We start from the raw sequence: 13414 nt of genomic DNA on the forward strand, positions 1-13414 counted from the left end.
ACGAAGGGGGCGGACCCTCCCCTCGGGAAGGTCCGCCCCCATCGTGTGGGTGCTGGTGTCAGTCGACTCGGACGGACTCCGGCGCGTCGGTGGTCTCGCCACCGTCACCATTGTCGCGGCGACGACGGCGGCGACCGCCGCCCTCACGACCGCCCTCACGGCGACCGCCACGACCACCCTCGTCGTCACCCGTCGAGCCGGAGGAGAGCTCCTCCTCCTGCTCGGCGGTGAGGACGGCGGCCAGGCTGAGCTTGCCGCGCGGGTCGATCTCCTTCAGCTCGACCTGGACCTTCTGGCCCACGCCGAGGATGTCCTCGACCGCGTCGATCCGCTTGCCACCGACGAGCTTGCGCACCTCGGAGATGTGCAGCAGGCCGTCCTTGCCGGGCAGGAGGGAGACGAACGCGCCGAAGGTCGTCGTCTTCACGACGGTCCCGAGGAAGCGCTCGCCGACCTCCGGCATCTGCGGGTTGGCGATCGAGTTGATCGCGTTGCGCGCAGCGTCGGCGGACGGGCCGTCGACGGCACCGATGAAGACGGTGCCGTCGTCCTCGATGCTGATGTCGGCGCCGGTGTCGTCCTGGATCTGGTTGATCATCTTCCCCTTCGGGCCGATGACCTCACCGATCTTGTCGACCGGGACGTTGACCGTGATGATCCGCGGCGCGGTCGGCGCCATCTCGTCGGGCGCGTCGATCGCCTCGTTCATGACATCGAGGATGTGCATGCGGGCGTCACGGGCCTGGGTCAGCGCGCCACCGAGCACCGAGGCGGGGATGCCGTCGAGCTTGGTGTCGAGCTGGATGGCCGTGATGAACTCACGCGTGCCGGCGACCTTGAAGTCCATGTCGCCGAAGGCGTCCTCGGCGCCGAGGATGTCGGTCAGGGCCGCGTACTGCGTCTCACCGTCAACGGTGTCGGAGACCAGGCCCATGGCGATGCCGGCCACGGCGGCGCGCAGCGGCACACCGGCGTTGAGCAGCGACATCGTCGAGGCGCAGACCGAGCCCATGGAGGTCGAGCCGTTGGACCCGAGGGCCTCGGAGACCTGACGGATGGCGTACGGGAACTCCTCGCGCGTCGGCAGCACCGGCAGGAGCGCACGCTCGGCGAGCGCCCCGTGGCCGATCTCGCGGCGCTTCGGGCTGCCCACCCGACCGGTCTCACCGGTCGAGTACGGCGGGAAGTTGTAGTTGTGCATGTAGCGCTTCTTGGTGACCGGGCTCAGTGAGTCGATCGTCTGCTCGAGCTTGAGCATGTTGAGCGTGGTGACACCCATGATCTGGGTCTCGCCGCGCTCGAAGAGCGCCGAGCCGTGCACGCGCGGCAGGATCTCGACCTCCGCGCCGAGAGCGCGGATGTCGGCGAGGCCACGACCGTCGATGCGGACCTTGTCGCGCAGGATGCGCTGGCGCACCTGTGCCTTCTGGACCGAGCGGTACGCGGCGGACAGCTCCTTCTCCCTGCCGAAGAACTGCCCGGGGGCGTCCTCGGAACCAGCGAGGGAAGCCTTCATGGCGTCCTTGATCTCGTCGAGGCGGTCCTCGCGCTCGGCCTTGCCCGCGATCTGCAGGGCGGAGGCGAGGTCGGCGGAGGTGGCCTGCTCGACCGCGGCGTAGGCGTCGTCCTCGTAGTCGAGGAAGATCGGGAAGTCCTCGACCGGCTTGGCGGCGCGCGTGGCCATGTCGGCCTGGGCGTCGCACAGGACCTTGATGAACTTCTTGGAGGCCTCGAGGCCCTCGGCGACGACCTCTTCGGTCGGGGCCTGCTTGCCCTGGTTCTTCACCAGGTCCCAGGTGGCGGTCGTGGACTCGGCCTCGACCATCATGACCGCGACGTCGCCACCGTCGACCACACGACCGGCGACGACCATGTCGAAGGTCGAGCGCTCGCTGTCGCTGAAGTTCGGGAAGGCGACCCACTGGCCGTCGATGAGCGAGACGCGGACCGCACCGATCGGGCCCGAGAAGGGCAGACCGGAGATCTGGGTCGAGGCGGACGCGGCGTTGATCGCGAGGACGTCGTACTGGTGGTCCGGGTGGACCGACAGGACGGAGATGACGACCTGGACCTCGTTGCGCAGACCCTTGGTGAAGGTCGGGCGCAGCGGGCGGTCGATGAGGCGGCAGGTGAGGATGGCGTCCGTGCTGGGACGACCCTCACGGCGGAAGAAGCTGCCGGGGATGCGGCCCGCGGCGTACATCCGCTCCTCGACGTCCACCGTCAGGGGGAAGAAGTCGAGGTGCTCCTTGGGGTTCTTGCTCGCGGTCGTGGTCGACAGGAGCATCGTCTCGCCGTCCAGGTAGGCGCTGACGGCGCCACCGGCCTGCTGGGCGAGGCGCCCGGTCTCGAACCGGACGGTGCGGGTGCCGAAGGCGCCATTGTCGATGGTCGCCTCGGAGGCAGTGATCTCAGGACCCTCCATCGGGTCCTCCTTTTCTCTCTACGTACCGGGCGCATCGTCGTTGTGCCCCGGTCATGTCTTCTGCTGAGCTCTTCAGTTGTGTGTCTTCAGTTGTCCCGGGGGCATACCCCCGAATACGCGAAGAAGCGGCTCCCATGGGCGGGAACCGCTCGACGCGTTGTCCTATCGGCGCAGACCGAGGCGCTTGATCAGCGCACGGTAACGCTCGATGTCCGTGCTCTCCAGGTAACGCAGGAGGCGACGGCGCTTACCCACGAGCAGCAGCAGGCCGCGGCGGCTGTGGTGGTCGTGCTTGTGGTCCCTCGAGTGCTCGGTGAGGTCGGTGATGCGCTGAGTGAGCATCGCGACCTGCACCTCCGGGGAGCCGGTGTCGCCCTCGGTGGTGGCGAAGTCGGCCATGATCTGCTTCTTGACGTCAGCGGTCAGCGGCATGCTGCGACACTGCTCCTTCTCTGGGTCGTTGCGCGGCGCGCCCGGGCTGGTTCACCGGGGCTCTGTGGATCCGCGGCCGATCTAACGGCAACCCCTGAAGATTACCAGCGCGCCGTTCGCCCGCCCTAATCGAGGCTGACCCCCAGCACGGACGGGCTCACGTCGCGAGCCCGTCCGTGATGGGTGACGGCAGGTCATTCGGCAGGGGTGATGTTCTGGTTGATCCGGAAGACGTTGTCCGGGTCGTAGTGCGCCTTGACCCGGCTCAGCCGGTCGTAGTTGTCGCGGTACGCGGCGCGGACGCGGTCATTGCCCTCGTCACGCATCAGGAAGTTCACGTACGCACCGCCGGCCGAGTGCGGGTGCAGCTCCTCCCAGTAGGTGCGAGCCCACGACGAGAGGGTCTCTGCTCGAGCGGGGTCGGGGTCGACCCCCACGATGACTCCGTTCCAACCGCCATCGCGGTGGGCGAAGGCGGTGGCCTCCTGCGGTACGCGAGCGGCAGCTCCGTCGATCGGGTAGAGGTGCATCGTGGAGTGCCCCGAGGGGGTTCGTTCGAAGTTCCGGCAGTGCACCTCGATCGCCTCGTCGGAGATCTCGTGGAACACGTCCGCCTTCCAGTACCACTGCAGCCCCGGCGGGTACAGCCCGTCGAAGGCACCCTGGAGGGCCGTGTAGGGCATCGGCCCCAGTCCGTTGAGCACCGGGGAGCCGAAGGACCGAATCGGCTCGAGGACCTCCTCGGCCCCCTCGTGCCGCCCCGTGTACGACCACATGATGCCGCAGCACTTGCGCCCCCACAGGTCCTCGGGGAACGGCGGCGCGGGGGGCACGGTCAGCAGGCCGAACCACCCGTAGAGGTTCTCGGGCAGCGCCGGTTGCAGCTCCCGGTACCAGCGCATCACCTCGCGCGTGTCGGCGAAGTCGTAGAGAACCGGCCCACCGATGATCGTGCCGTTCTCACCGATCGGGTGCAGGTCGAACGTGAACGACGTCACCACCCCGAAGTTGCCTCCCCCTCCCCGCAGCGCCCAGAACAGGTCGGAGTGGGAGGTTTCGCTGGACCTGACCATGGACCCGTCGGCGAGCACGACGTCGGCTCCGCGCAGGTTGTCCACCGTCAGACCGAACTGCCGGGTCAGGTAGCCGGTGCCACCGCCCAGGCTCAGGCCACCCACTCCGGTCGTGGAGAGGATCCCCGAGGGTGTTGCCAGGCCGAAGCCGATGGTGGCGTGGTCGACGTCCGCCCAGGTGCAGCCACCATCGACCCTGGCGGTGCGTTCGTCGGGATCAACGGTGACGCTGTGCATCTCCGACAGATCGATGACCAGCGCGTCGTCGGCCACCCCGAGACCGCCGGCGCTGTGGCCACCGCCGCGGATCGCGATGGGGAGACCGTGCGCGCGGCCGAAGCGTACGCACGCCCGAACGTCGGTGACGTCCCGACAGTAGGCGATCCCGGCAGGTCGACGGTCGATCATGGCGTTGTACACGGTGCGACCGAGGTCGTAGTCCGGATCACCGGGCTGCACGACGTGACCGCGCAGCTCTGCGGAGAGTTCAGGCAAGGGCACGGCGGGCGCCGTGCTGGCGGTCTGGGTCTCGGTGGTCATGGTGAGGTCCTCTCCAAGGGTCCCCCGCACGGGGAACTGGTCGTACCGGCGACCCTAGGCAGCCAGGCGTTCGTGGATCGTTCGCCCGACGGGGCGGCCGTCGACGGTGGAGCGAACGCATCACGCGGAGGACGAGGGGGTGCCGGCAGCCAGGCTCCTCCGGCACCGCTCGACCAGAGCGAGGCTTCCCTGTCGTCGGGCCAGCGCGTGGGCGGCCTCGAGACGGGCGACCGCTTCGTCGGGAGCGTCGTGGGCTGCTCGTTGCCGCATCAGTTCGGGCACCCACCACATGTCCTGCCGAGCTCGTCCGTCGACGACGGCGGCGTCCAGTGTCGAGCATGCGGCCTCCACCTGGCCCTCCCGTGCCAGCAGATCGGCAACGAGGCCGTGCCAGTACGGCATGCGGATCAGTGCCTGCCGGGCCCGGAGTCGGTCGATGCCCCGACGTGCGGTCGCCAGGCCCGCGTCGTCGCCACGTTGCCATCCGCCCAGGATCTCTCCCCACTCCCGGTAGTAGACGAATCCGTACCGTTCACACAGCTCGGCGAGGCGCGCGACAGCACGCCGCAACTCGTCTGCGGCTCCGCACATCTGGAACGTGATGGCGCCGTAGGCCAGGGAGATCGTCAGACTGTAGGGGTGGCTCAGGCCCTCTGCGAGCGCGATGGCGTCACGGGCGGCCGACAGCGCCCTGTCCGGCTTCCCGCTCAGCCACAGGGCGTGGGCGGACCACGCCCGCGCATGGACCTCCGGGAGGGAGCCGACGATGAGTGACGGAGCACCTCGGGAGCCCTCCCAGGCAAGGTCGAAGTGCTGCAGTGACTCCTCGATGCGGCCAAGGGCCTGGGCCGACCCGGCGTAGGCGAAGTGGACCTGCCCGTCCATCTCGCTGCCCGCGGTGACCCTGTCGAGGACGCGCGTGATGATCCGATGGCTGTCGGCGACCTCGCCCCGGACGAACGTCGATGCCCACAGGGCGATCGCGCTGTCCATGGCCTCGTCCCCGCGCCCGAGGCCCTCGGCCAGATCCCGACACCGTTCGGCTGCTTCCCTCAGCTGCGGTGAGGAGTACCCGTGCGCCGCGTTGATGGACGGGATCGCGTCCTGCAGGATCCCGAGCTCCAGGGCGTCCCGGTTGCGACCGCCGGGAAGGGAGCCGACGAGCGACCTGGCCTTGCGGTAGAACCGGATCGACTCCGAGTGCGCGAACGTCGCCACGGCCATCTCCGCAGCACGGCGGTAGTAGTGCAGGGCACGCTCGGGGACGTCGCCCTGCTCGTACTGCTCGGCCATCTGGGCGGCGGCGTCGTCACGGTGGTTGGCGTGGACCAGCTCCAGCGCCTGGGCCAGTCGCCGGTGCATCAACCACTGTTGCGGCCGACCGACCTGGGTGTACGCGCTGTCGCGCATCAGGTCGTGGGAGAAGTCGTATCCTCCCGGCAGCTCGCGCACGATCCGGTGTCGCCACAGCTCGTCGACCGCACGGACAACGGCATCAGGGGCGAGATCGCTTGCTGCGGTGAGCACCTCCAAGGAGAAGTCCCGTCCCACCGCCGCGGCCAGCGCGGCGACCTCGCGCGACTGGGGACCGACCTGTGTCAGGCGGTTGCGCAGCACCGTGTCGAGGTCGGCCGCCGGCCCGCCATTGGCGAAGGTGTCGGTGCGGGAGGCCTCGACGACGTAGAGCGGGAAGCCGCCGGTGACGGCGTGCAGGAGCGACTCATCCAGGTCAAGGGCGCGGTCACCGCACAACTGCCTGGCGAGACTGGCGGTCTCCTCGGGATCGAGTGGGACGAGGGGGACGGTGGTGAGCCGCGATGCATGGTCCAGGTGTGCGATCCACTCACGCACTCCCGGCTGCGCCCCGTCGTCGTCCTGGCGGAGCGTGGCGGCGACCATCAGTGCCGAATCGGTGGACGACTCCAGGCAGTACCCGAGGACCGCCAGCGTCTCCTGATCGCACCACTGCAGATTGTCCAGGACCAGCAGCAGCGGACGGTCGACACCGGTCAGGGCCCGTGACACCCCCTCGAAGAACCGAAGCCGTTGCCACGCATCGACCATGGCGCGCGACGCCGGTGCCGTGGCGGCCGGGGAGGTCGACGGGGGAACGAGGCGCTCGACCTCGGCCTGCCAGACCGGTTCGAGGCTCGCGGTGGCAGCCCGCAGCTCGGCCGTTCGGAGCCAGTCCGCCACCGGCGCCAGCCCGAGTCGGCCGGATGTCGCGAAGCACTCGGTGACGGCCACCGCGCCCCCCTGCGCGCGCACCTCGGAGACGAGCTCGGCCACCAGCCGGGTCTTTCCCACTCCGGGGTCGCCGGCGACGATGACGACGCGGGCACTGCCCGATGCCGCGGCACTCCACTCCTCGCGCAGCCGCGCCAGGTCGCGCTCCCGCCCCGTCAGCTGCGCGAGCGCGACTCCACGCCTGCCCGTGGGCAGTCTCCTGGGCTGCTCGGGTCTCCCCCGATCCGAGGCGAGCAGGCGATGGAAGACCGTCTGGGTGGCCCGGTCGGGATCGATGCCCAGCTCGTTCTCCAGCACCGACGCACAGTGGTGGTACGTGCTGATCGCGCCGGACCGGTCGCCGATGTCGGCCTGCAGCTCCATCAGGGAGCGATATCCGACCTCCTCCAACGGTTGCAGCTGAATCCGCCTCCGGGCCGCGGCTTCCGCAGTCTGCAGGTCTCCCGTGCGCAGGCCCGCTCGGCACACCAGGTCACTCAGGGCGGTGCACTCACGTGCCAGCCGCTCACGCTCGGTGAGCACCCAGTCGTCACAGCACCCCGGCAGCAGGTCACCGCCGTACACGCCGAGGGCGGCAGCCCCGTGCCGCAGGGCGCCCTCGTCGCGACCCTCGCCCACCGCGCGGTGTGCCGCGTCGCGTTCGGAGGCGAACACGTGCACATCAACTCGACAGCCCGGACCCTCGTGCCAGCACAACGTCGCGGACTCCACGACCAGCCCGACGCCGTCCCCGAGCGTCCTCCGCAGCTGGTGCAGCTCGCGCCGGAGGTTGGTCAACGCCTGTGCATCGCTGGACTCGGGCCAGAACAGACCTGCGATCCGCTGCCGTGACTGAGGGGCGTCAGCGTGCAACGCGAGCAGCCCGAGGAGGGCGAGGGTGCGCTGCGACCGGGTCCGAACATCTCCGGTCGCGCCGTCGGTTATCACCTGCTCGCCGAGCAGGCGCGCATGCAGCATGAGCGTCGCCCCTGTCGTTCAGGCTACACCTGCGTACGCTCCAGCACCCCCGGCCGCCGACCTGCCGCATTCCCTGCCGTCGTTACCCGTGCGGTCGTCCGCTTCCGTCGTTACCGTGAGGCCACCGGCTCACCGAAGGAGCGTCATGACGACCACGGACACACCCAATCCCACATCCTCTGGCTTCGACACCGTCAGAGTCATCCACCTGGCCGCCGTCGCCGCCATCGGCGGCTTCCTCTTCGGCTTCGACACCGCCGTCATCAACGGCGCCGTCACGGCCATGCAGAGCCAGTTCGGGATGAGCGGCGCCCTCACCGGCTTCGTCGTCTCCTCCGCCCTCCTGGGCTGCATGGTGGGCGCCTACGTGGCCGGCCGCATCGCCGACCGGATCGGGCGGGTGCGCGTGATGCTCCTCGCGGCGGCGATGTTCACGCTGTCGGCGATCGGCTCCGGTCTGGCCTTCGGCCCCGTGGACATGATCGTCTGGCGCGTCGTCGGCGGTCTCGGCGTGGGCGCGGCATCGGTGATCGCCCCGGCCTACATCGCCGAGGTCTCCCCTGCCCAGATCCGCGGCCGGATGGGCTCGCTGCAGCAGCTGGCGATCGTCCTGGGCATCTTCGTCGCGCTGCTGTCGGACTTCGCCATCGCCGGCGCCGCCGGGGGCTCCGAGGAGGTCCTGGGTCTGGGTCTGGAGGCCTGGCGCTGGATGTTCCTCGCCGAGGTGGTCGCGGCCGTGACCTACGGGGTGCTGGCGGCCACGATCCCGGAGTCGCCGCGCTACCTCGTGCGCATCGGTCAGGAGGGACGAGCCCGCACGGTGCTCGGGACCATCCTGCGCACCGGTGTCGACAGCCGCATCCGGGAGATCAAGCGCACCATCAAGCAGGAGTCGCGCACGACCTTCGCCGACCTGAAGAAGCCCGGCGGCGGCCTGCTGCCGATCGTGTGGATCGGCATCGCCCTGTCGGTCTTCCAGCAGTTCGTCGGGATCAACGTCATCTTCTACTACTCGTCGATGCTGTGGCAGTCGGTGGGCTTCACCGAGGAGGACGCCCTCCTGCAGACGGTGATCACCTCGGTGACCAACATCGTCGTCACGCTGATCGCCATCGCCCTGGTGGACAAGATCGGTCGGCGGTTGCTGCTGATCATCGGCTCCGCCGGCATGACGGTGTGCCTGGGTGTGATGGCCATCGTCTTCTCGCAGGCGAGGATCGTCGATGGCGCGCCCGACCTCACCGACTCGGCCGGCCTGACGGCCCTGATCGCGGCGAACGGGTTCGTCGTCTTCTTCGGGGCCACGTGGGGCCCGGTCGTGTGGGTGCTCCTCGGCGAGATGTTCAACAACACCGTCCGCGGGCTCGCGCTCGGCCTTGCCGCGGCCGCGCAGTGGCTGGCCAACTTCGCCATCTCCACCAGCTTCCCGAACATGGCCGAGATCGGGCTGTGGTTCGCCTACGGCTTCTACACCCTGTGCGCGTTCCTCTCCCTGCTCTTCGTGCTCAAGTTCGTGCCGGAGACGAAGGGGGTCGAGCTGGAGGACATGGCCTGACACCCGGGTGCCGGGCCGCCGGCGTGTCCTGCGGTCGGCGGTGGTGGCCCCTCAACCGAGGGACCGGATCGTGATGCGCTTCGGCCCGGTCACCTCGACCTCGACCGTCCAGACGCGCTCCCCGGACAGCTTCGGGACGAGGTCGGGCGGCACGAGCGCGGTGTACTCGCTCCCCGCGGCGTCGGTCATCAGGTCCGCGGCAGCCCCCGCCGGTGAGGTCCGCTCGATGAGCACGACGACGGTGGACCACCCGTCGGCCGGCCCCGGCCGGGGCTCGCCCCTCGGCGTGCACCGCACGAGGGACCGGTTCTCGATCGCCTGCACCATGCTGTCTCTCCTCGCTCCTCACGCGGCTGCTCACGCCGCGTCACGTCCAGCCAACCACGTGACCAGCGAGTGCGCGATGGGCATCCCGGTCGGTTCCTCGAAGGAGCTGTAGGCGGGTGAGGGGTTCACCTCGAAGCACCACCACCGGTCGTCCTCGTCCCTGAGCAGGTCGACTCCGGCCAGCGGCAGGTCGAGGGCCTCGGCGAGACGGACGCAGCAATCGGCCACCTCGTCGGGAAGGGCGACCGGGGTCATCGTGGCGCCGGTACCCCCTTCGGCATAGCGGTAGTCGATGGTGCCGGAGTCGACGGCGCAGGCGTGCACCCGGTCGCCGACGACATGCACCCGCACGTTGGTCCCGACGACCAATCGCTGGAACTGGGTGGGCAGGTGCCGGACCCGGTCGAGGTCGTCGAGCCGCGGACCGGTCAGCTCGTGGACGACCGACCGCACACCGCTGACCGACTTGTAGACGACCCGGCCGTGCCGCCGCCGGAAGTGGCGCACCGCCTCCGGGTCGCTGGTGACGATGGTCTCGGGGACATCGAATCCGTGGGAGCGGATCAGGGCCGCCTGGTAGGGCTTGGAGGTGTTGCTCATCATCGCCGTGGGCCGGTTCGCCACGCGAAGGGGGGCGACGTCGGCCCAGGCGGCCAGAGCCGTGAGCGCCGCTGCCTGCCGACGGTCACGAAGGGGGTCCGGCGGGAGTCCCACGACCTCGGGACCGCTGAGCCGGAGGTAGAGCCCGCTTGCCTGCGACAGGTCCACCCTGGTCCCGTACGGTCCCGCGTGCGCCCCGACCACCCCACCGACCACCCCGACCTCCAGCTGCCAGGCGTGTGCCTCCTCCTCCGCGAGCAGGAGCACCTCGATCCCCTCGCCGGCGGCACGATCGAGCAGCAGGCTCACGGGTGGCTCGGCCGGGCTGCCGACGACGATGATCACGCGGCTCGCCGCCCCTCGTGCTCCGTGGCGCGTTGCTCCAGGTACCGGGCCAGCATCAGCAGGTGGGTGGGGAGGGCCGACGAGGGCACCGGGTCCACCCCCAGGACCTGCGGGCGGTCGGCGCCCGCGGCAGGCGGTGCCAGCCGGACCGCGGCCACCTCCAGGTCGAGGGACCGCACCAGCGCACGAAGGGGGTCGTGCAGCTCCGTGGGGGCGTCGACCTCGCTGCCGCAGACGAGGGTGTCCCAGCGACCCGGCGCGATGTCCGGCAGGCCGACGGCGGGCTCGGCCAACGGAGGACCGCCGGCGCCGGGCGGGAACCCGTCGAGGTGGCGCGGGGCGCCCCCTTCGGGCCAGCTGCGACGTCGCCCACCGGGCCACCGTCCGGGGGGAACCCGAGCGGCATCCGTGGCGAGCAGCAGGTCGGGAGTGGACAGGCCGACGGCCGTGCAGGCGACGGCGACGCGCAGGGGGTCCGGCACGGTGCCGCAGAGGGCGCTCGGGGTCGGTCGGTTGACCACGACCTCGCGTCGGCTCCACAGCCACGACATCCCCACGGCGTGCATCTCCGCTGCTGCGTAGTCGTCGTCGCTCGGCCGGGCGAAGGGACGGGCGCCGAGGGTCATCGCGCGACACCAGATGACGTCGTACCCCGGAGGGTCGAGCGCGGACTCGACCGCGCACGGGCCCGACTCGGGGTTGAGGGTCACGGGGTGCCGCGCGAGCTCCCGGTCATCGACCACGGTGACCCGCCCGACCCCACGGTGACGCAGCAGCCCGGCCAGGGCCGCCACCGCCACGTCACCGGGTGGGGCGATGAGCAGGATCGACGGGGACATCGGGGGCCTCAGGTGGGTGGCAGGGTGTCGAAGCGCGCCTTCGCCTCCGGCGACCCCTCCTCGACCGCCGCCCGGAGCGCTGCGGGGTCGGGTCCTCCGCTGGTGCGCCCCAGGTCCGGCCGCTCGGACTCCCCGATGAACGGCTCCGCACCGTCCGGCGCCTCCGGGTCCGCGGCCGCGCCACCCCACGACGCGAGGAGGGCGTGGACGGTCGCCTCGAGAGCGTCCAGCCGCTCGGCCGTGCGGTCCTGCGGCGACCCGCCGTGGCCCGACGGCGTCGCCCACCCGGCCGACCCGGAGGAGAAGGGCCCCTCGGCGTACTTCTCACCGAACTTGGTGTCGGGGAACTTGTCCTCGCGCATCCCCTTCCCGTCGCGCAGATCCTTCAGCGGATCGTTGTCCCGCAGGTCCTTGAGCGGCTTGAGGTCGTCGTCACGCAGGTCCTTGAACCGCTTGTCGCCGTCACGCAGGTCCTTGATCTGCTTGATGTCGATGTCCGGCCGACGCTTCCACCTGTCGTCGCGGGCGTCCTTGAGGTCCTTGAACTTGGGCGGCATGAAGCAGCGCACCTTCACCTGGACGGTCATGGACGCGGCCGCGGCAGGGATGCCCGTGATCTCCACGCAGGTGGACGCCCCCGCGAAGGACTTGCTGCTCGGGGTGGTCGTCTCCGTGAAGGAGGAGTTGTTCGACGAGCCCGGGAAGGGGTCGCCGTCATCACCGCGGTTGGCATTGAGCTCCAGGTGCCGGTTGCCGTCCGCCTGGAGCAGCCCGACCTTGTAGTGCGACTCGTTGCTGTTCCCCGCGACGGCCTCGTCGATGTGCCAGACGAGCAGGCCGCCGCCGGGCAGCGACTGGTCGTAGCCGGTGCGCTGTCGGTTCTCCACGAGGAAGTACTCGTTCCCCCCTCCTCCGTCCTTCCACAACCGGTAGGCACTGCGTCCGGTCTTGATGTCGTTGATGGTGACGGTGGCGTTGGTGGACTGCACCACGACATTGGCCCAGCCCTGGTTGACCTTGCACCAGGCGGAGGGGTGCGTGGGCCGGTCCCCACCGCCTCCCCAGGAACCGCCTCCCATGAGGCACCAGTTGCCGACACCCTCGGAGGTGCCGTCGGTGTCGTAGAGATCGGGCCAGCCGAAGACGAGGTGTCCGAGCTCGTGAGCGCTCACCCCGATCTTCGCGTCCTCCGGGATGGTGAGGTAGGCGTAGACCTTGGTGCTGTCCACGGTGCGCTGGGAGGGCAGGACCCACTTGTGGGACCAGATGTCCCCGGCCGCGCCGGTCTCCTCGGCGCCCCGACCGGCATGCACCACGATGAAGGCGTCGACGAACCCGTTGCCGTCGTTGTCGTACGGGTCGAAGTCCACGTCGGCGTCGGCCGCGGAGAGGGCGTCGTCGGCCAGGGTCCGGGCGTTCGGCGTGGTGGGCTGGGTGCCGTTGTCGGTTCCGGCGTAGGCGGCCAGCGTCCGCGGCATCCGGTACGGGCCGACGACCTCACCGGTGATGGTCACGAGTCCTGCGGACACGTCGGAGAAGTACTCCGTCACGCTCCCGTCGGGGAGCGTGCCGTGCGAGAAGAAGAGCGTGTCGAAGCGGTCGTGGACGTCGGTGCCCATCTCCCGGTCGGAGAAGTCGGCGAGGACGACGACGACCCGCACGTCTCCGCGCAGCGGAGCACGGTCCAGGGCGGCCCGCTGGGCCACGGCCGCCGTGGTCCCGGTGGGGAAGTACGTGCCCGGGAAGATGAGTCCGTCGTCGAACCCCACACGGTCGGGGGCCTTGCGGGTCAGCTGGCCGGCCAACCCCCCGATCGCCTGCTCGCGGGCCTGCTCCCGCAACCTGGTGAACTGCTCCTTGAGCGTGTCGTTGAGCCCTGGTGCCGGCGCGACCACGCACAGGTCGTCCACGCGGTGTGCGCGGACGGTGTGGTGGCGTGCGGCATCGCTGTAACCGGTCATGATGACTCCCCCTGAAAGATCCCCCTCCCCCGGCCCTGCGCCCGGGGGAACAGCAGAACTGCACCTTTCATTACACTCCCGCCGCCACGTGACGACAAGGGGCCGGCCGTCCC

General features: G+C 70.1%; 9 protein-coding genes. 1 reads left to right on the top strand and 8 read right to left on the bottom strand.

Going from position 1 to position 13414, the window contains the following annotated elements; all coding sequences use genetic code 11:
• Window positions 1–58: 58 nt before the first annotated feature.
• The 4 genes from PVE36_RS10105 to PVE36_RS10120 form a co-directional block, all read right to left on the bottom strand.
• Entirely contained in the window at window positions 59–2425 is a 2367-nt protein-coding gene (locus PVE36_RS10105) for a polyribonucleotide nucleotidyltransferase (protein WP_277452099.1), read from the bottom strand.
• A 162-nt stretch (window positions 2426–2587) separates the two neighbouring features.
• Window positions 2588–2857, bottom strand: coding sequence for a 30S ribosomal protein S15 (gene rpsO / locus PVE36_RS10110; RefSeq protein WP_277241729.1), 270 nt, complete (start codon window positions 2855–2857; stop codon window positions 2588–2590).
• A 194-nt stretch (window positions 2858–3051) separates the two neighbouring features.
• Complete coding sequence (locus PVE36_RS10115; RefSeq protein ID WP_277452101.1) at window positions 3052–4470, bottom strand: FAD-binding oxidoreductase; 1419 nt, start codon at window positions 4468–4470, stop codon at window positions 3052–3054.
• 120 nt (window positions 4471–4590) lie between these two features.
• A complete protein-coding gene (locus PVE36_RS10120) occupies window positions 4591–7674 on the bottom strand; it encodes an AAA family ATPase (protein ID WP_277452103.1) in 3084 nt (1027 codons plus the stop codon).
• A gap of 145 nt (window positions 7675–7819) precedes the next feature.
• On the opposite strand from PVE36_RS10120, the gene PVE36_RS10125 reads away from it, so the two are divergent.
• Window positions 7820–9229 (top strand): sugar porter family MFS transporter, encoded by a 1410-nt coding sequence (locus PVE36_RS10125; protein ID WP_277452104.1) that lies wholly within the window; start codon window positions 7820–7822, stop codon window positions 9227–9229.
• Window positions 9230–9280: 51 nt separating this feature from the next.
• Here PVE36_RS10125 and PVE36_RS10130 read toward each other — a convergent pair whose 3' ends face one another.
• The 4 genes from PVE36_RS10130 to PVE36_RS10145 are packed head-to-tail and all read right to left on the bottom strand — an operon-like array spanning window position 9281 to window position 13301.
• Window positions 9281–9556 (bottom strand): hypothetical protein, encoded by a 276-nt coding sequence (locus tag PVE36_RS10130; RefSeq protein WP_277452106.1) that lies wholly within the window; start codon window positions 9554–9556, stop codon window positions 9281–9283.
• A 30-nt stretch (window positions 9557–9586) separates the two neighbouring features.
• Window positions 9587–10501: a hypothetical protein gene (locus PVE36_RS10135; protein WP_277452108.1), complete on the bottom strand. Its 915-nt coding sequence runs from the start codon at window positions 10499–10501 to the stop codon at window positions 9587–9589.
• Complete coding sequence (locus tag PVE36_RS10140) at window positions 10498–11340, bottom strand: hypothetical protein (protein ID WP_277452109.1); 843 nt, start codon at window positions 11338–11340, stop codon at window positions 10498–10500. The genes PVE36_RS10135 and PVE36_RS10140 overlap by 4 nt, the downstream gene beginning before the upstream one ends.
• 8 nt (window positions 11341–11348) lie before the next feature.
• On the bottom strand, window positions 11349–13301 hold the full coding sequence (locus PVE36_RS10145) for a M6 family metalloprotease domain-containing protein (protein ID WP_277452111.1): 1953 nt from the start codon (window positions 13299–13301) through the stop codon (window positions 11349–11351).
• Between the last annotated feature and the right edge of the window lie 113 nt (window positions 13302–13414).

Source organism: Janibacter sp. DB-40 (genome assembly GCF_029510815.1).
In the GTDB taxonomy this organism is placed as follows: Bacteria; Actinomycetota; Actinomycetes; order Actinomycetales; family Dermatophilaceae; genus Janibacter.